Raw genomic sequence first — 17,694 nt, 5'->3', positions numbered from 1 at the left:
ACCGGGTTAAAACATTGCAGAAACCGTTCCGCCGTCGGCTCGACCGGGAGAGGGGCTACTCCGACGCCTCGTCGAGCCCGAAGATACGCTCGCGGAGCGAGCGCTTGCGGGCCGTCTCGGCCAGCAGCACGGAGCAGTCCACGTCCTCGACGACGTCCATGACGAGCGAGCCACCGACGAGCCGTGAGAGCAGGCCCCGCTCGGTCGCGCCGATGACAACCATCGAGGCGTCCTGTGCGGCGCGTTCGATGGCGGCCTCCACGTCGCCGCCTTCGACCCGGAGGTCGGCGTCGGCCAGGCCGTGGCTGTCGGCCCACTCCTCCAGGAACGCCTCGCCGGCCTCGCGGTCGTCGTCGACGTGCAACAGCGTGACCGCGGAGTCGTACTCGTCCGCGAGGTGTTTGGCGACCATCGCGCTCAGTTCGGAGTCCGGGCCACCCGCCGTCGGGACGAGGATGCGCTCGGGGTCGAAGCCGCGGTCCTTCAGGACCAGGAAGTCACACGGGATGGAGTCGGTGACCTCGTCGAGGCCCATCTCGACACGCGAGCGCTCCGTCTCGCCCCAGCCCATGACCGCGAGGTCGATATCGTACTCGGTGGCGGCGTCGAACACCTCCTCGAACCCCTTGTGCGAGACGACGGTGTGGGTCTCGACGTCGACGCCGAACGTCTCGGCGTCCTCGCGGGCGCTGTCGATGAGGTCCTTCGCGCCGGGGTCGACCCGGTCGAGCTGCTCGCGGCCCTCCTCCAGCGAGGTCTGGGTCGGGACGTAGACGTTGTGGACCGCGACGAGGGTGCCGCCGCGCTGCTTGGCGACGGCCGCGCCCAGCGAGATGAGGTCGTGCTCGCTCTCGGGGTTGGCCAGCGCCACCATCACGCGGTACTCGCCGCCGTCGGGCTGGACGGCGGCAGCCGCGTCGACCACCTCGTCGGGCATCGACTCCTCCCGCGAGAGGATGTATCGCGAAAGGATGCCCTGATTCTCGGTGCGCGAGCGGGCATAGGTGAAGTACCAGACCACACCCCCGACGACGAACAGGCCGGACAGCGCCACCTCGACGAGGTCGACGAAGGCGATGAGGCCGAACGAGGTTATCGCGCCCAGTATCGGGACGATGGGGTAGAGCGGGACCTCGAAGTCCGGGTCGTACTCGGGCGTGTCGGCCTCGCGCATCACGATGAGCGCGAGGTTCAACAGGCCGTAGACGATGAGGTGGAGGACGCTCCCGGCCTTCGCGAGCGTCTTCACGTCGCCGAGGATGATGAACAGGACGATGATGCCGCCGGTGACGGCGATGGACCGGGAGGGCGTGGCGAATCGGGGGTGGATCTCGTTGAGCCACGCGCTGATGAGCTTGTCACGTCCCATCGCGAAGTTGATGCGCGAGGACGCGAGGATGGAGGCGTTCGCCGAGGAGGCGGTCGCCAGCAGCCCGGCGAACGTCAGTAACCCGATGCCGATGCCGGCGAACCCGACCGCCCCGAAGGAGATCTCGGCCACGTCCAGCACCGGTGTCGTGGTGTTCTCGGGCCCCAGCAGCTCCCAGTTGATGACGCCCATCAGGACGACCATGATGATGGCGTACATCACCGTCACGATGAGGACGCTCCCGATGACGGCGATGGGGAGGTTCCGTCCGGGGTTCTTCATCTCCTCGGCGACGGTCGTGATCTTCGCGAAGCCGAGGTAGGAGACGAAGATCAGCGCCGTCCCGGGGAGGATGGCCTCGGGCCCCTTCGGGGCGAACGGGCGGAGCGTCGAGAGGTCGGCCTGGAGCGCCCCCAGCACACTGAACAGCGTCAGGATGCCGACGAGCACGAGGACGATGATGGTCTGGAGTCGCCCGGTCTCCTTCGCGCCGACGTAGTTGATACCGATGAACGTCAGGCCGGCGAGCAGGGCGCCGATCTGGAACGCCGAGAGCCCGATCGGACCGACCGTCGCGGTGAACGGTCCGGCGGTGAACGTCCCGACCGGGCCGAGCGGCAGCCGTAGCGCACCCGTCGAGGCGGAGAACAACTCCGTAGCCACGAGCGTGATGCTGGGAATCGGCGCGAACGTCGTGAGGTACTCGCCGAATCCGAGCGTGTAGAACGCCGACGCGAAGGCGAGCCCCATCCAGTTCCCCCAGCCGGCGATGGAGCCGAACAGCGGCCCGAGCGCGTGGTTGACGTAGTAGTAGCTGCCGCCCGCCTTCGGCATCGCGGTGCCGAGTTCGCTGGCCGACATCGCCGTGAACAGCGAGATGACCCCACCGACGACGAACGAGAGCGCCACGATGGGGCCCGCCGCGACCGCCGCCTCCCCCGGTAGCACGAAGATGCCGGCGCCGATCATCGTCCCGACGCCGATGGTCAGGGCCGCTAGCGGCCCGAGGTCCTTCGCGAGCTCCTCGTCGCCGCTCATGATTCGGGGGCCGGCAGCGACACCACGGGGAGGTCGTTCTCGGTCACGAGTCGTTCCGTCCGCTTTCCGGTCAACAGGCTCAGCAGGGTCCCCCCGCCGCGGGGAACGAACGCCACCGCGGTCGCGTCGTACTCCGCGGCCGCGCCGAAGATGCCCTCGACGACATCCGTGTCGTACACGATTTCGGTTTCGACCGTCGCGGGGACCGCCACGTCGTCGAGCGTCTGCTCGAAGGCGTCGAACGCCTTCTCGGCGTGGAGCTCACGCTGCTCGACGCTGGCCTTGTCCGCCGCGCCGCCGGCCTTCTCGACCACGTAGACGAGCGACACTGTCGCCGTTCCCTCGAGGAGCGGCGCGAGCGCCCGCGCGGTCATGCGGGCGTCCTCGTCGTCGGCGACTGGGACCACCGGTGCTCCGAGCAGGTCGGTCACCAGGTCCACCCCCGGTCCGGACGAGTCCTGGACGTGCCGTGGCGGTGGCTCCGCGAACTTTGCTGCATATCCGCGGTGATGCCCCCATCCCGTTTAGCGGTTCGGGTCGCAGGGCGTCCGGCGAGCCAGCTCCACTGGCGAACGGGCCGCGTAGCGTACGCGGAACCACGATGACAGTACGAACGGTGGGTAGAAATCTAAAAATTCTCACGTCGAAATAAGTGGTTCGGATATCTCAAATATGTCGGTGATTATGACGATAATACGCGTAGCCTCTACCGGAGGGCTGCGGGAACGTCCCGTCCCCCCGTCGCTCGTTGTCGCCGGAGGTACTCCCCGGCCGCGAGCGGCGAGAGGACCGCGAGGCCGAGCAGGCCCCAGACCCCGCGCTCGACCATCGGGGGGAGTTCGTTCGGCGCCGGCGGGTCTCCGACCACGATGGCGCCCTTCATCCCGATGTCACCCAGCGTCGAGCAGGCGTACTTGCTGATGCCCTCGCCCTCGAAGCGTCGGCTGAAGGTGTCGCCGGCCTCGCTGTAGCGAGGGCTCGCGTAGCCGAGGGCCTCGTCCACCACGTCGTGTTCGCCCTCACCGGTCCACTCCCAGACGACGGTCGTCCCGGAGTCGACCTTCATCGCCGGCGGGTCGAAGGCGTACATTCCGCCGTTGCCCTCGGTGCCGACGGCGACGCGGACCTCCTCGCGCCCGGTCATGTCGACCGTGCCCTCGTAGTTGCTCACGCCGTCGAGCCAGTGGCCGTAGATGGGCTCCTCGGCAACCGTCTGGGCCGAGCCCACGCCGAGGTCACCGACGACGACCGCGGCCTTCATCCCCATCGCCTCGTGGGGCGCGCAGACGTAGTAGTGGATGCCCTCGGTCTCGACGGCCTGCTCGAAGGTGTGGCCCTCCTCGTCGGTCAGCTCGCTCTCGAAGGCACCCTCGGTCTCGGCGACGTTGTGGAGGCCGCCCTCGCCGGTCCACTCCCAGACCAGCGTCGTCCCGGGGTCGACCTGCACGGCGGCCGGGCCGAACCCGAACGCGCCGCCGTTCGCGGCCGTCCCCACGCCGACGCGGACCTCGGACTGACCGCGGTAGTCCGCGACGCCGTCGTAGTTGCCGACGTCCGCGAACCACGCCTCGAACTCCTCGGCCGCGGTCGCTACGCCCGCGCCCGCACTCACTCCGGTCGCAGCGACGGCCCCCGCCAGCGCCGCCGTCCGGAGGAAGCGTCGCCGCGGCATCGCGGTGGGTGTACTGTCGGTCATACTCCTCCCTCGGAGTTACCGTCGGTAACACGTTACTACGATTCTCGACATATAGGAATGTGTATGTGTATATATTCTGTCCCAGTGGCTACTTCGGGTCGTAACCATGAGGACCCCGAACACCACACGACGACGGATGCTGCAGGGGATGGGCGTCGGCGGCGCCGCGGCGCTGGCCGGCTGTTCCAGCGGCCCTGGCCTCCAGGCCATCGACCCGAACACCGGCGGGCAGAGCGACGAACCGGCGGACCTCGAACCGGCGAAGGCGGTCGACGTCGACCGCGTCGCCGCCGACCCGAGGGACCTCCCGCCGCCCATCACGCGCGACGAACCCGCGACGGTCCCGGTGACACTGGAGACCGAGGAGGTCGTCGCCGAGATCGAGCCCGGCGTCACGTTCACGTACATGACGTTCAATCGACAGATTCCGGGCCCGTTCATCCGGGCCCGGGTCGGCGACACCGTCGACCTCACCTTCCGGAACAAGACCTCGAGCACGATGGCACACAACGTGGACTTCCACGCGTGCCGTGGGCCCGGCGGCGGCGCCGAGGCGACGACGGTCGGGCCGGGCGAGGAGACGACCCTCACGTTCAAGGTGACCTACCCGGGCGCGTTCATCTACCACTGTGCGGTGGCGAACGTCGACTACCACATCTCCAGCGGGATGTTCGGCATCATCCTCGTCGAGCCCGAGGAGGGGCTGCCCGAGGTCGACCACGAGTTCTACCTCGGCCAGCACGAGGTGTACACGAACGGTGACACCGGCCAGGAGGGCCACCACCAGTTCGACTTCGCGAAGATGGCCGACGAGAACCCGACCTACTCGCTCATCAACGGCGAGAAGTACGCCATCACGCCCGGAAAGTACGACGAGATGAACGTGAAGACGGACGAGACGGTCCGCATCTTCTACGGCGTCGGCGGCCCCAACCAGTTCAGCTCGTTCCACGCCATCGGCTCGGTGTGGGACGAGGTCTGGAGCCAGGGGTCCATCGCCTCCGAGCCCCAGCGCTACGTCCAGACGACGCCGGTCCTGCCCGGGAGTACCGCCATCGTGACGATGCACTCGCCGGTGCCTGGCGGCTACAAGCTGGTCGACCACGCGCTCTCGCGGGTCGCGCGCAAGGGCGCGCTCGCGGTCGTCACCGTCGAGGGGCCCGAGAACCCCGAGGTCTTCGACCCCGCCGAGTAGGACCGGGTTCGCGGTCCCCGCGCTCCTGCGCACACCACCGTCGCGCATTTAATCGCGGCGTACCTACGCCTGGTCGATGGCGAATCTCGAACTGTACGAACTGGCGGGCTGTCCCTACTGCGCGAAGGTCGTCGACAAGCTGGACGAGCTCGGACTCGAGTACGAGTCCCACGAGGTCCCCCGCTCGCACGGCGAGCGGACCGAGGTGAAGGAGGTGTCCGGGCAGACCGGCGTCCCCGTTCTCGTCGACGAGGAACACGGCGTCGAGGGGATGCCCGAGTCCGACGACATCGTCGAGTACCTCGAGGAGACGTACGGCAGCGGCGCGGCCTGAGACCGGCGAACCCTTTTGCATCGCGGCGTCGACCGGACCGTATGGTCCCCGAGTGGTACCGCCGCTTCGACGAGCAGTATCGCTCGCTCGGTCTCGTTCCGCGATTCCTCGTGCTGTTCGTCTCCATCTCCGTCGCCTCGGCTATCGGTCGGATGCTGCCGTACGACGGTCCGTACCGCCTGGGCGTCCAGATTGGCGTCGTCACGGTCGTCGTCCTGGTGGTGCTGGTGGTGCTGGTCGCCCTACTCGCCGCGGTGGGTGGGTGGCGTGACGGGAACGACCGGCGGTGCCGGGACGACGACCGCCGGTGAGAGCCCTCCCACTGTCGACGTGTCCCCCGCCTACCGCCACACCCGCGGGTCACCTCCGGTCAGCCGGACGCCGACCAGCAGCCCGCCCCCGACGGCCGCAACCGGGAGCGCCCCGAGCGGAACGACGCCCGCAAGCAGTGCCCGCCCACCGACCACGAATGCGTAGCCCAGCGCCAACCAGCCGGCCCACGCGGCGGTCGTGTGCCCGTGGGTCGGCCACGTCACCGGAGTGTCGGGCTCCTCGTCGGGCAGTGGCGGGTCGTTCCACTCCTCGTCGGACGGTGGCATCGCCCCGTCAGAGGCACTCCTTGTACGCCTCCAGCGTCCGCTCGACATCGTCCTCGGTGTGGCCGTGGGAGACGAAGTTGGTCTCGTACTGGTTCTGGGAGACGAGCACGCCCTCGTCCAGCATCCGCGGGCGGAAGACGCGGGCGTAGCGGTCCGTCGCGGCAGCGTCCGTGTCCGTACCGCGCTTCGGACACGAGTCGTAGCGCTCGCACGAGGGGTCCTGCCGGCAGCCGTTCGCACAGCAGTCGCTCTGTGACGGGCCGTCCGCGCGCGTGAAGATGACCTTGAACATGGAGTCCAGTCCCGTCACCGTGTACGCGGGTGCCTGGTCCGCGACGATGTCGGTGAGTCCCTCGCGGAGCTCCCGGCCGAGACCGTTCACGTGGTCGTACACGTCGTTCTCGGCGCAGTAGCGGAGCGTCTCCAGCCCCGCGGCCATCGTCACGGGGTGCCCGGAGAAGGTCCCGGCCTGGAACACGTCGCCCGAGGGCGTGAACTGCTCGATGTACTCGGTCTTGCCGCCGATGGCGCCGACGGGGTAGCCCCCGCCGATTATCTTCCCGAACGTCGTGATGTCGGGGTCGATTCCGTACTTGCCCTGGGCGCACTGGAGCCCACCGACCCGGAAGCCCGTGATGACCTCGTCCCAGATGAGCAGCGCCCCGTGGCCCTCACAGAGGTCCGCGACGGCCTCGTGGTAGCCCTCCTCGGGCGTGACGATGCCCATGTTCGCCTGCACCGGCTCGATGAGGACGCCCGCGATGTCGTCGCCGTGTTCCTCGAACACCTCGGCCATCGCCTCGGCGTCGTTGAACGGGACCGGGAGCGTATGCTGTGCGAACGACTGTGGGATGCCGTTCGTGGACGGCCGGGGGTGGTCGGCGTCTCCCTCGACAAGCGTGGATTCCTGGGCGCCGTGGTAGCCGCCCTGCATCACGACGATCTTGTTGCGTCCGGTGATTCCACGCGCGAGGCGCACGGCCGACACCGTGGCCTCGGTCCCGCTGTTGACGAAGCGGAGCATCTCCACCGAGGGGACGTGCCGGCAGACGAACTCCGCGTGCTCCACCTCGATTTCGGTCGGCATCCCGTACATCGGGCCCTCGCTGGCGTGGGACTGCACGGCCGCCTGCACCGGTTCGGGCATGTCGTGGCCCAGCAGCATCGGGCCCAGGCCCATCACCCAGTCGACCAGCCGGTTGCCGTCGGCGTCGACGACGTGGCCGCCGTCGCCCCGCTCGACGAAGGTGGGATAGGGCTGGGGCGCGGCCCGCACCGAGCTGTTCACGCCGCCCGGCAGCACGGACAGCGCACGGTCGTAGAGGTCCCGAGAGCGCTCGCGATTCATACGTCGGTCTACTGCCGGGGGGCGAAAGTAGCTTGCTCACCGCGCCCGGCGCCGGGCCACGCCGCCGAGGACAGCGTACCCCTCCCGACACCGCGACGCACACGGCTCCGGGTCCCCCTCGAACCGGGACGTAGCCGCTTCACGGCGGCCGAGCCACCGCTCGAAGGCCCTGGATTACAATCTGGAACCTAGGCAGATTATTATCTGACGAACATTCACAGATATCTCTGAGAAGTGTGTCTATTGCCTCTAATCCGGGGTATTATATGCAACCACCGCATAGGGATGGATGCGAAGCACGAGAGAACAACAAGGCAAGCAAGACAGGACAACAACCTCCAAGGCGGTGTCGTATCGGCATCCGGTTCGACGCCGGGCGAACCACGGCTGGTGCCACGCGTCGTGCGTCGTGTGGCTGTTCCTTCGTTCGCGACCCCGGCCTGGCCGACCGCTCCACCCGGTCGGTCCCGTTCCTGCAGTCGGCTGGCGGGCTGCTCCCGCTGGCCGCTATCCACCATTCACGACGAGCGACTGCGCTCGAAGTAGGAGGCTCTGGTCGTTCTGCCGCAACTAGCTATCGTGGCCTCTAATTCGATAATTCTGCGAGTAATGAGTGAATATCGGAAACTGTGCCAGCCAAATGAAAATCAACGGAAAACAGCGTCAGTACGCCGGAGCGCCGGCGCGGTTCGAGTCGGCGTCGCGGTCGGGGTTAGACGGCCTCGCGGCCGGTCTTGCCCGTCCGGATCTGGTGTGCTCCCTCGACCGGGAGGATGAACACCTTGCCGTCGCCGGGCTCGCCGGTCTTGGCGGCCTCGACGATGGCCTCGGCGACCTCCTCGGCGGGCACGTCCGCCACGACACACTCGACCTTCACTTTCTGGTGGAGGTCGACGGTGTACTCCTCGCCGCGCCACTGGCCCTTCTTCGCGGGCTGGCTGCCGCGGCCGGAGACGTTCGTGACGGTGATTGAGGGAGCGCCGACCTCGACGAGGGCGCCTTTCACCTCGCCCAGCACGTCCGGGCGGATGTACGCCGTCACCAGTTTGATGCCGCCGTCGTTGGCGACGCCGCCGTCCGGGCGGATGATGCCGCGGTCGTCCTGGACGTAGCCGCCGTCGGTGGCGGCCTCGGGGCGGCCGAACTCGGGGTAGGTGTCGACGCCGTGCTCGGAGACGTCGAGCCCCTCCAGTTCGTGCTCGCGGGAGACACGGGCCTGGCCGATGGCCTTCAGCGCGCCGAAGACTGCAGCGGTTGCCGCGACCGTCCAGGCCGTGATGACCACGACGAGCACGACCTGTCCGACGAGCGCGTCGACGAAGAACGCGGCGTCGAAGCCACTCGCCCAGGTGTCGGTCGCGACGAACGGGAACAGCAGCGCGCCGAGCAGCCCCGCGCTCCCGTGGACCGGGAAGACCGCACAGACGTCGTCGATCTTGAGCCGCTTCTCGACGAAGCCGAAGACGATGGGTAGCTGCGCACCGGCGATGAGACCGACCGCGAGCGCGCCCACCCAGAGGATGCCGTCCGTGATGGAGGTGATGCCGACGAGGCCGGCGAGCATCCCGTTGGCGACGTACAGCGTGTCGACCTTGCCGGTCTTGTACCAGGCCATCGCGCCGGCGCCGATGGCGCCCGCCGCCATGCCCAGCGTCGTGGTCAGCGCGACGCGGCCGACGTAGTCGAACGCGCCCAGCGAGAGGATGCCCTGGTCGGCGGCGGCCGTCGCGTCGAACACCGACGCGGCGGTGCCGACGTTGAAGCCGTACCAGCCGAACGCGAGGATGAGCGTCCCCAGCACCGCGAACGTCAGCGAGTGGCCGGGGATGACGTTCACGGAACCGTCGCTGTTGTAGCGGTCGATGCGCGGGCCGATGATCCAGGCCGCGGTGAGGCCGGCGACGCCGCCCATGCCGTGGACGATGACACCGCCCGCGAAGTCCTGGAAGCCCAGCCCGATGAGGCCGTCGGAGGTGAGGAGTCCCTGGCCCGCCCAGGTGAACCCGACGACGACCGGGTAGATGACCGCGGCCAGCAGTATCGTGTACGTGACGTACGCGCGGAGCTTCGCGCGACCAGCCACCGCCCCGGAGACGATGGTGGCGGCGGTCATCGCGAAGACGGCGCCGAACAGCCAGCTCACCCAGCCCGCCGACCCGGCGCTCCAGGTCGCGACGAGGTCACCCGGGACGAGCGCGTTCGGCCCGGTCAACTGGCCCGTCACGCTCGCGACGCCCGCGCCGACGAGGAAGAACGCGATGACGCCGATGCTCCAGGTGAGCATGTTCTTCGTCAGCTGGTTGGCGACGTTCTTCGAGCGGACCTGCCCGGCCTCCAGCATCGCGAAGCCGGCGTGCATGAAGAAGATGAGGAAGGTCACCGTCAGCACCCACAGCAGGTTGACCCCCTCGACCAGCGTACTCAGCTCCGTGCCGGACTGGAGCAGTACGTCCATCACGCGCTATCCACCTCTAGTTCCGAACGACTGTCTATTTCGAACTCGCATTCTGAAACGTTCATGGTGTCTCTCACGTCATCCCGTCAGCAGATACTCCTACATAAACGTTTGAGTTGTGAATGTCCATTTCCATGCGTATGCATAGACGACTGTCCGATTTGGGGTAGAATAATATCGATATAAGGTCGTAATCCGTCCACCTCTCGGACGCTCGTCGGTGCTTCTCTGGACGAACGTCCGGCACGGAACTGGCCGTTCGGACGGGTTTCGGTCCGCGCGCACGACACTCGTCCACCGCCTCGTCGCGAGGTGGGCCGTGCCGGTGCCCGTGTCGCGGTGCGGGGGCGGTGGCTGTAGGGCCGGGGCATGGAGGCAGTGATACGTGCGGCTGTAGGGGGCGGGATGGAACATGGAGCGGAGATACAGCGGAGCTACCGTCGACCGTGCGCGGGTGACACTCCGGCGTGTCGCCGTGAGGAGAAGGAAGTGCGGCGTAGACGGTGTGGTGTCAGTCGCCGTCGTGCAGCGCGGTGAGCGGCCCGTCCTCGACGACGGCGTGCCGTGCGACCGCGATGCGGTGGGCACGGACCCGGGGGTCACTCGCCAGCCGGGTCGCGGTTCGCTCGAACGCGGCGGCAGACGGGAACCGGCAGACGGCCAGCACGTCGAACCGCCCGCTGGCCAGGTAGACCGCTACGCCGGGGCCGTCGCGGAGGTCGTCCGCGATGGTGCGGGCGTTCCCGTGGTGGGCGTCGATCCGGAGGAGTGCCGTCCGGAGCCCGAGTGCGTCGTAGTCGACGAGTGGGACGTAGCCGTCGACGGCGCCCGACCCTTCGAGCGCGGCCAGCCGGTCGGCGGTCGCGGCGTCGGCCGCGGTGACCGTGGCGCGGTCGTGCGGACCGCTCCGGGTCGCGTCCACGGCCGGTTCCTCGTTCCCCGTCTCGTCCGGCTCCTCCGACCCCCCGTCGGCGGAGTCGGTGTTGGCCACGGCCTACACCGCGTCCTGTCCGGTCACCCCGGTCCGGATCTGGTACGCCTCCTCGACCGGCGAGACGAACACCTTGCCGTCGCCGGGCTCGCCGGTCCCCGCGGCCTCGACGATGGCCTCGGCGACCTCGTCGGCGGGGACGTCCGCGACGTAGCACTCGACCTTCACCTTCGAGTGCAGGTCGACGGTATACTCCTCGCCGCGCCACTGGCCCTTCTTCGCGGGCTGGCTGCCGCGGCCGGAGACGTTCGTGACGGTGATGGAGGGAGCGCCCACGTCCACGAGCGCGGCCTTCACCTCGCCCAGCATGTCCGGGCGGATGAACGCCGTCACCAGTTTCACGCCGCCGTCGTTGGGCGCGTCACTCATCGTCGGTCACCTCCGTGATGGCGGGGGTGGGAGCATCGTCGCTCGCGACACCGCCATCGGTACGGATCTCGTCAGTGGCGCCGGGCACGCTCCCCCCGTCGGCGACCGCGCGCTCGGGGCCGGAGTCGTCCGTGAACTCGGGGTAGGCGTGCATGCCGTGCTCGGAGGGGTCGAGCCCGGTGACCTCCTCCTCCTCGGAGACGCGCAGCCCGATGACCGCGTCGACCACCAGCAGCGTCACCATCGTGCCGAGGACGGTGAACGTCCCGATGAACGCGGAGCCGGCGACCTGCATGATCAGCTGGTTGACCGAGAAGCCGGCCACGTCGAAGAACGGGATCATGATGGTCCCGATGAAGCCGGCCGAGCCGTGGACCGCGAAGACGCCACAGACGTCGTCGATCTTCAGCGAGTCGACGACCCAGCGGTAGACGATGGGCGTCTGGATGCCGCCGACGATGCCGATGACCAGGGCTCCCCACCAGGTGACGTGGGCACACGCGCCGGTGATGGCGACCAGGCCGGCCAGGAGGCCGTTGGCGCCGAACAGTGGGTCCGGCTTGCCCTCCCAGACGGCGGTGGTGATGGTTGAGAACACCATGCCCGCGCCCATCGCGAGGGTGGTGTTCAGCGCGACACGGCCCAGCGCGGCGCCGTTGAACGTGCCGTCCGTCGTCAGGACGGTCGCCTGGGTGCCGACGTTGAACGCGTACCAGCCGAAGGCCAGGATGAGCGTCCCGATGACGGCGAACAGGACGCTGTGCCCGGGGATGGGCTGTGCGTCACCGTTCTCGTCGAAGCGGCCCTTGCGCGGGCCGACCATGTACGCGGCGGTGAGCCCGGCGATGCCGCCCATCGCGTGGACGACGGTCGCGCCGGCGAAGTCCTTGTAGCCGACGCCGAGCGCCTCCCCGAGGAAGCCGGTCGAGGAGAGCAGGCCCGTCCCACCCCAGGTCGACCCGGAGATGACCGGGTAGAGGACCGCGACGAGCACGAAGGCGTACACGACGTACGCCGAGAACTTCATCCGCTCGGCGATGGCCCCGGAGACGATGGTGGCGGCGGTCATCGCGAACACCGCGCCGAACAGCCAGCCGATCCACGCCGTCGGGTCGTTGATGTGCGAGAACGCGCCGGAGATGGAGAACTCGACGCCCGGCGAGCCGAGCATCCCCGCCATCGCGGAGACCCCCGCTCCCACGAGGAAGAAGACCAGCACGCCCATCGACCAGTCGGTCATGTTCTTCATCACGACGTTGCCGGCGTTCTTGGCGCGTACCTGCCCGGCCTCCAGCAGCGCGAACCCGGGCTGCATGAAGAATATCAGGAAACACACCATCAGCACCCACACCGCGTTGATGCTGTTCGCGATGGCGGTCACGTCTCCCTGGAGCAGTATCGGTTCGATCATCACGCACTCACCTCGAACTTTGCTTCCGATTCGTCAGCGTTTCCGAAGTATTTCCACGTCATCGTGTATCTCTGCGCACTGGATGCCAGTGGTCCTCCACTACATAAGGTTTGGCTTGATGATGTGCCTGTAGTCAGGCGTGTGAGGGGACGAACGTCGAATCTTGGGCAGGATATTAGGTGTATAATGCGGCCATTCGTCGGAATATCTGGTCAATCGTTGCCGAGATTCTGACCGTTCGTCGAGTGTCGGTGTGCGCGTTCGGGCGCGTTTTCTGGCGTGCGCGCTCCGTTCGGTCGGAAAATGCTGCCGGAAAGCCCCGTTCGTCAACCGGCTGGGCCGCTGGGCTCAGAGTCGGTCCGCGATGTCCTCGGCGAAGTAGGTGATGACGAGGTCCGCGCCGGCCCGTTTGATGGAGAGCAGGGACTCGTAGGCGGCCGCTTCGAGGTCGAGCCAGCCTCGCTCGGCGGCGGCATGGAGCATCGCGTACTCGCCGCTGACGTTGTAGGCGGCGACGGGGTGGTCGAACTCTCGGCGGACTTCGCTCACCACATCGAGGTAGGGGAGCGCGGGTTTGACCATCAGCACGTCCGCGCCCTCGGCGGCGTCACGTGCGACCTCGCGTCGCGCCTCCCGCGAGTTCGCGGGGTCCATCTGGTAGTGTCGGCGGTCGCCGAAGGCGGGTGCGCCGTCCGCGGCGTCGCGGAACGGCCCGTAGAACGCGGAGGCGTACTTCGCGGCGTACGCCATGATGGGGACGTCGTCGTGGCCGGCCTCGTCCAGCGCCGCGCGGATGGCGGCCACCTGCCCGTCCATCATCCCGGAGGGCGCGATCATGTCCGCGCCGGCCGCGGCCTGTGAGACCGCAATCGAGCGGTAGCGTTCGAGGGTGGCGTCGTTGCGGACCGTCAGGCGCGGGTCCTCGGCGGCGTCGTCTTCGAGGAGGCCGCAGTGGCCGTGGTCGGTGTACTCGCAGAGACAGAGGTCTGCGATGACGTACGCGTCGGTCTCGGCCGTTATCGCGCGGGTGGCCCGCTGGACGACACCGTCGTCGGCGTCGGCGCGCGAGCCCTGGGGGTCCTTCGACTCCGGGATGCCGAAGACGATGACCGCCTCGACGCCGGTCTCCATGACCTCGCGGACGCGTGGGACCGCCTCCTCGACCGGGACGCGCTCGTGCCCCGGCATCGACGGGATGGGTCGGCGTTCGTCGGTCGTCGCGTCGACGAAGACGGGCGCGACGAGGTCGCTGGCCTGCACGTCGGTTTCGCTGACGAGGTCCCGGACGCCGTCGGCTCTGAGTCGGCGGGGGCCGAGGCCGCTCGTTGGTGCGTCGTGGCCGCTCATGTTTGGTCGGGTGTTGGGGGTGGGCGGTTAAGTCGTGTCGGCTGTGGTACGGTGATGGCTGTTCTGGTGACTGCTCGGGTGACTGCTCGGGTGACTGCGACGACGATGGAGACGGCCACGAAGCCCTCGCCCTTCGAGTCCACCGAGGGAGCTTGCTCCCTCGAGCTGCCCGAAAATCTTCGACTTTCGGCACGACGAGACGGCTCTGCCGTCTCGAACCCCCTCGCTCGCTCCGCTCGCGAGGACACCAGGCCCGCTGTTCGTCAGTCGGGCTGCCTGTGCCTCACACCTCCCCAACCGCTTGCGCTTCTCGCTCGCGCCGCTCGCTGCGATGCTCAGCCCTCGCACGTATAGAGGCGGCCGGCCCTCTGGGCACGGCCGCCAGCGCGTGCCCGTCCGACTGACGGCGATGCGCGCCCGATGGTCCACGGGCCGGGAGCGCGTGGCCGAGCGGTGCGGGGCGCTCCGCGCCCCCGCGAGCAGCGAGGCCCGCGCGACCTGGGGAAGGGCAGGGCCCCGCTCCGTGCCACGTTCAATCCCTGGCGGACTCGAAGGGCGAGCGGGCTCCGGGTCACCTGACGACGCAAGCACCGCAGGGTGAGCGAAGCGAACCCGAGGAGCGCAGCGAGTCAGGGACCCGGAGCGCGCGAGGGCTTCGTGAGTGTCCCGGTCGTTGCTGTGGTTGTTCGATTGCGCGAGGGCTTCGTGAGTGTCCCGGTCGTTGCTGTGGTTGTTCGATTGCGCGAGGGCTTCGTGGCCGTCCCTGTCTCCGGAGCGCACTCTGTACACGAAGATGTGGGTTCCATCTCCAAGTTCCGATATTGTGTCTGAGTTGAGAAAATAACTAACAAATGACGGGCATAACTATGATATTCCAAGCCGCCTACACTTTTAGCGAGCCCTCCCCAACCACGACTCAACACATGAGCGACCTGCCGGACGAGTTCCCCTGCCGACTCCTCACCTGGGACTACGTCGACGGCCTCGCGCGGGACCTGGCCCACGAGGTACGTGGCGACTACGACCCGGATGCCGTCGTGGCCATCGCGCGCGGCGGCCTCGTGCCCGCTCGCATCGTCTGTGACTACCTCGACGTGGACGACCTCATCAGCATCAAGGTCGAGCACTACGTCGGAACCGGTGAGACGGGCGAGGGCCCCTCGGTCAAGTACCCGCTGGCCGACGGCGCCGTGGCGGACAAGGACCTGCTCGTGGTCGACGACATCGCCGACACCGGGCAGACGTTCCAGCACACCGTCGACCACCTCGAGAGCCTCGGCCAGCCGCCCGCACAGGTGCGGACGGGGACGCTGCAGCTGCTGCCCGGCAGCGAGGCCGAGCTGGACTTCGTGGCCTCGCACCCCGACGAGTTCGCGTGGATGGTCTACCCGTGGAACTTCGTCGAGGACATGTGCGACCTCGTGCCGCGGCTGATGGAGGTGGCCGAGGGCGAGCGCTTCTCCGAGGACGAACTCTACCACCTGTTCTACGACTACCACGACATCGACCGCGTCCACTTCGAGGTCATCCAGGGCGACCGGCTGGGCGAGGTGCTCGCGGAACTGGAGCGTCGGGGCGTCGTAGAGACGACGGGCCGGGGCAGCGCCGGGTCGCCCGAGTGGCGGCTCGTCGCGTAGGAGAGGCCGTCGACTCCCCCACGGTCGGGTGCCGGCGCTGCCGACCACGGACAGGTTGACGGCCACGCAGCCCCAGGTCCGGGTGATGGAGGACACGACGGACGGCGCGCTCGGGGAGGGCAACGACCTCGACCCGTCGGCTGTCGACCCCGCGCCGCGCCGCGTGCGGGACGCCGACCGCTCGACCGTGCTGTGGGCGCTCTGGACCACGAGCCGGCCGGACCAGCTGTTGCTCGTCGTCGCCGTCTACGCGATGGGCGCGACCATCGCCGTCGCACAGGGCGCGGCGCTCTCGGCCGGGGCGGCGCTCGCGGGGCTGGCCGCCCTGCTGCCGACCGCCGCGAGCATCCACTACGCCAACGAGTACGCCGACTACGAGACCGACGCGCTGACCGACCGGACGCCGTTCTCGGGCGGGAGCGGTGGGCTGCACGCCGCCAGGCTCCCGCGGCGGCTCGCACGCGACGCGACGCTCGTGACGGCCGCCGTGGCCGCGCTCGTGGCCGGACTGCTCTGGGCGACCGGCGCGCTGCCGACGGTCGCGGCCGCCGTGCTGGTCGTCGCGGCGGTACTGGGCTGGGGCTACTCGCTGCCACCGCTGGCGCTGGCGTGGAACGGGCTCGGGGAACTCGACAACGCCGTCCTCGGCGGGCTACTCCTCCCCCACTACGGCGCGGCGGCGCTCGCCGGCACGTTCGACCTGGCGGTCTGTCTCGCGGTCCTGCCGTTCACGGCGCTCGTGTTCGTCAACTTGCTCGCGACCCAGTGGCCCGACCGGCGGGCCGACGCTGCCGTCGGAAAGTACACCCTGCCGACGCGGTGGTCACCCGCCCGGCTCCGCGTGGCCTACGTCGCCGGTGTCGTCGTCGCGTTCGGGTCGCTCGCTGCGCTGTGGGGCCACGCTATCCCGCCGCTCGTGGCGGCGGCGACCCTGCTCGCGCTCCCGTTCGTGGCGTGGGGCATGGCGACCTACACGCGCGACGAGTGGCCGTTCCCCACCGTCGCGGCGATGGTGGTCGCGGCGGTGGCCCAGCTGGTGGCGTGGGCTGTGGTCGCCGGGCTCCCGGCGCGGGTCGCCGCGTTTCCGGGCTGAGACGGCGCCCGCGCGGCCGGGCGTTCGACGGCCGCCGAACCGGGTATCAAGACTTACACCGCGCCCCACGCTACCCGCACCCAGTGACCTCGCTGCCGGTCGTCCCCGACCTCCTCGCCCTGGCTCCCTCCGTCGCGGCGTCCGCCTCGTGGGCCGGTGCCGGCCTGCTGGCGGCTCTCGCCGCGCTTCCCGGGCTGCTCCCGGTCGGCCACTTCCACGTCGGTATCTTCCGGGCGCTGGAGGAAGCGGTACGGGCCGCGACCGGCCCGTTCGGGCTGGTCATCATCTTCGTCTACAGTTTCCTCATCGCCTTCATCCTCCCGCTCCCCAGCGAGGTCGTGCTCGCGACGCCGCTCCGACTGGGACTCCCCTACTGGATCGAGATCGCCATCATCATCGTCGTCAGCGGCGTCGGCAAGGCCGCGGGGAGCGTCCTCGCGTTCGGCCTCGGGCAGGAGGCCAAGGAGTCCGGCCCGGTCATCAGACTGCTCCGGCGCTCGCGGTTCAACGTGGTGTCGCTGGCCGAGCGCCGAACGGTCCAGCTGGCGAAGGAGTACGGCTACGCCGGCCTCGCGCTGGCGCTCTGCGTGCCAGGGTTTCCCGACACGCTCTCCATCTACGCGTTCTCCGTCCTCGAGGAGGACTACGTCAAGTTCGCACTCGCCACGTTCGCCGGGAGCGCCGGCCGCCTCGTCTTCTTCCTCGCCGTCGTCGAGGGGACGCTGGCACTGCTCTGAGGCCGGACGCCGTCGGCGTACGGCGACGAGCCTCGCGGAACCGGCGGGTTTTAGCGGCCCCCGTTCCCGTGTCCG

General features: G+C 68.8%; 15 protein-coding genes and 1 pseudogene. 6 read left to right on the top strand and 10 right to left on the bottom strand.

Features of this window, described 5'->3' with window-relative positions; genetic code table 11:
• Nucleotides 1-55: 55 nt before the first annotated feature.
• The 3 genes from NL115_RS06725 to NL115_RS06715 form a co-directional block, all read right to left on the bottom strand.
• Entirely contained in the window at nucleotides 56-2,407 is a 2,352-nt protein-coding gene (locus NL115_RS06725; RefSeq protein ID WP_254832416.1) for an amino acid permease, read from the bottom strand.
• Nucleotides 2,404-2,838: a universal stress protein gene (locus NL115_RS06720; RefSeq protein WP_254832415.1), complete on the bottom strand. Its 435-nt coding sequence runs from the start codon at nucleotides 2,836-2,838 to the stop codon at nucleotides 2,404-2,406. The genes NL115_RS06725 and NL115_RS06720 overlap by 4 nt, the downstream gene beginning before the upstream one ends.
• A 275-nt stretch (nucleotides 2,839-3,113) precedes the next feature.
• On the bottom strand, nucleotides 3,114-4,103 hold the full coding sequence (locus tag NL115_RS06715) for a halocyanin domain-containing protein (RefSeq protein ID WP_254832414.1): 990 nt from the start codon (nucleotides 4,101-4,103) through the stop codon (nucleotides 3,114-3,116).
• A 106-nt stretch (nucleotides 4,104-4,209) separates the two neighbouring features.
• On the opposite strand from NL115_RS06715, the gene nirK reads away from it, so the two are divergent.
• From nirK to NL115_RS06700, 3 genes are all read left to right on the top strand, one after another.
• On the top strand, nucleotides 4,210-5,298 hold the full coding sequence (gene nirK / locus NL115_RS06710) for a copper-containing nitrite reductase (protein ID WP_254832413.1): 1,089 nt from the start codon (nucleotides 4,210-4,212) through the stop codon (nucleotides 5,296-5,298).
• A gap of 76 nt (nucleotides 5,299-5,374) precedes the next feature.
• Complete coding sequence (locus NL115_RS06705; RefSeq protein WP_254832412.1) at nucleotides 5,375-5,632, top strand: glutathione S-transferase N-terminal domain-containing protein; 258 nt, start codon at nucleotides 5,375-5,377, stop codon at nucleotides 5,630-5,632.
• Nucleotides 5,633-5,673: 41 nt separating this feature from the next.
• Complete coding sequence (locus tag NL115_RS06700) at nucleotides 5,674-5,943, top strand: hypothetical protein (RefSeq protein ID WP_254832411.1); 270 nt, start codon at nucleotides 5,674-5,676, stop codon at nucleotides 5,941-5,943.
• Between the two features lie 30 nt (nucleotides 5,944-5,973).
• On the opposite strand, the gene NL115_RS06695 is transcribed toward NL115_RS06700, so the two are convergent.
• The 7 genes from NL115_RS06695 to hemB form a co-directional block, all read right to left on the bottom strand.
• The gene (locus NL115_RS06695; protein WP_254832410.1) at nucleotides 5,974-6,231 is read right to left on the bottom strand and encodes a DUF4349 domain-containing protein; all 258 of its coding nucleotides are present in this window, start codon (nucleotides 6,229-6,231) and stop codon (nucleotides 5,974-5,976) included.
• A gap of 7 nt (nucleotides 6,232-6,238) precedes the next feature.
• Nucleotides 6,239-7,579, bottom strand: coding sequence for a glutamate-1-semialdehyde 2,1-aminomutase (gene hemL, locus NL115_RS06690; protein ID WP_254832409.1), 1,341 nt, complete (start codon nucleotides 7,577-7,579; stop codon nucleotides 6,239-6,241).
• Nucleotides 7,580-8,291: 712 nt separating this feature from the next.
• Nucleotides 8,292-10,034, bottom strand: coding sequence for an ammonium transporter (locus tag NL115_RS06685; protein ID WP_254832408.1), 1,743 nt, complete (start codon nucleotides 10,032-10,034; stop codon nucleotides 8,292-8,294).
• A 511-nt stretch (nucleotides 10,035-10,545) separates the two neighbouring features.
• Nucleotides 10,546-11,025, bottom strand: coding sequence for an Lrp/AsnC family transcriptional regulator (locus NL115_RS06680; RefSeq protein ID WP_254832407.1), 480 nt, complete (start codon nucleotides 11,023-11,025; stop codon nucleotides 10,546-10,548).
• Between the two features lie 3 nt (nucleotides 11,026-11,028).
• On the bottom strand, nucleotides 11,029-11,394 hold the full coding sequence (gene glnK1 / locus NL115_RS06675) for a nitrogen regulatory protein GlnK1 (protein ID WP_254832406.1): 366 nt from the start codon (nucleotides 11,392-11,394) through the stop codon (nucleotides 11,029-11,031).
• The gene (locus NL115_RS06670) at nucleotides 11,387-12,805 is read right to left on the bottom strand and encodes an ammonium transporter (RefSeq protein ID WP_254832405.1); all 1,419 of its coding nucleotides are present in this window, start codon (nucleotides 12,803-12,805) and stop codon (nucleotides 11,387-11,389) included. Before NL115_RS06670 ends, glnK1 begins: the two co-directional genes overlap by 8 nt.
• 348 nt (nucleotides 12,806-13,153) lie before the next feature.
• Nucleotides 13,154-14,152 carry a porphobilinogen synthase gene (gene hemB, locus NL115_RS06665; RefSeq protein ID WP_254832404.1) on the bottom strand — a complete coding sequence of 333 codons (999 nt, stop codon included), beginning with the start codon at nucleotides 14,150-14,152 and terminating at the stop codon, nucleotides 13,154-13,156.
• An 851-nt stretch (nucleotides 14,153-15,003) separates the two neighbouring features.
• On the opposite strand from hemB, the pseudogene NL115_RS20765 reads away from it, so the two are divergent.
• The 3 genes and pseudogenes from NL115_RS20765 to NL115_RS06650 all read left to right on the top strand — a co-directional run.
• A pseudogene (locus tag NL115_RS20765) lies at nucleotides 15,004-15,459 on the top strand (phosphoribosyltransferase); the annotation flags it as partial.
• A gap of 415 nt (nucleotides 15,460-15,874) precedes the next feature.
• The gene (locus tag NL115_RS06655; protein ID WP_254832402.1) at nucleotides 15,875-16,882 is read left to right on the top strand and encodes a prenyltransferase; all 1,008 of its coding nucleotides are present in this window, start codon (nucleotides 15,875-15,877) and stop codon (nucleotides 16,880-16,882) included.
• 194 nt (nucleotides 16,883-17,076) lie between these two features.
• Nucleotides 17,077-17,619: a YqaA family protein gene (locus NL115_RS06650; protein ID WP_254833068.1), complete on the top strand. Its 543-nt coding sequence runs from the start codon at nucleotides 17,077-17,079 to the stop codon at nucleotides 17,617-17,619.
• Nucleotides 17,620-17,694: the final 75 nt, after the last annotated feature.

Origin of the sequence: Haloglomus salinum (assembly GCF_024298825.1) — an archaeon.
GTDB lineage: Archaea > Halobacteriota > Halobacteria > Halobacteriales > Haloarculaceae > Haloglomus > Haloglomus salinum.
This window is presented reverse-complemented; position numbering and strand designations above follow the sequence as displayed.

Excerpts from the sequence above, each read along its gene's own strand:
- NL115_RS06725 (WP_254832416.1), bottom strand. The coding sequence starts at position 2,407 with ATGAGCGGCGACGAGGAGCTCGCGAAGGACCTCGGGCCGCTAGCGGCC.
- NL115_RS06715 (WP_254832414.1), bottom strand. The coding sequence starts at position 4,103 with ATGACCGACAGTACACCCACCGCGATGCCGCGGCGACGCTTCCTCCGG.
- nirK (WP_254832413.1), top strand. The coding sequence starts at position 4,210 with ATGAGGACCCCGAACACCACACGACGACGGATGCTGCAGGGGATGGGC.
- NL115_RS06705 (WP_254832412.1), top strand. The coding sequence starts at position 5,375 with ATGGCGAATCTCGAACTGTACGAACTGGCGGGCTGTCCCTACTGCGCG.
- NL115_RS06700 (WP_254832411.1), top strand. The coding sequence starts at position 5,674 with ATGGTCCCCGAGTGGTACCGCCGCTTCGACGAGCAGTATCGCTCGCTC.
- NL115_RS06695 (WP_254832410.1), bottom strand. The coding sequence starts at position 6,231 with ATGCCACCGTCCGACGAGGAGTGGAACGACCCGCCACTGCCCGACGAG.
- hemL (WP_254832409.1), bottom strand. The coding sequence starts at position 7,579 with ATGAATCGCGAGCGCTCTCGGGACCTCTACGACCGTGCGCTGTCCGTG.
- NL115_RS06685 (WP_254832408.1), bottom strand. The coding sequence starts at position 10,034 with ATGGACGTACTGCTCCAGTCCGGCACGGAGCTGAGTACGCTGGTCGAG.
- glnK1 (WP_254832406.1), bottom strand. The coding sequence starts at position 11,394 with ATGAGTGACGCGCCCAACGACGGCGGCGTGAAACTGGTGACGGCGTTC.
- NL115_RS06670 (WP_254832405.1), bottom strand. The coding sequence starts at position 12,805 with ATGATCGAACCGATACTGCTCCAGGGAGACGTGACCGCCATCGCGAAC.
- hemB (WP_254832404.1), bottom strand. The coding sequence starts at position 14,152 with ATGAGCGGCCACGACGCACCAACGAGCGGCCTCGGCCCCCGCCGACTC.
- NL115_RS06655 (WP_254832402.1), top strand. The coding sequence starts at position 15,875 with ATGGAGGACACGACGGACGGCGCGCTCGGGGAGGGCAACGACCTCGAC.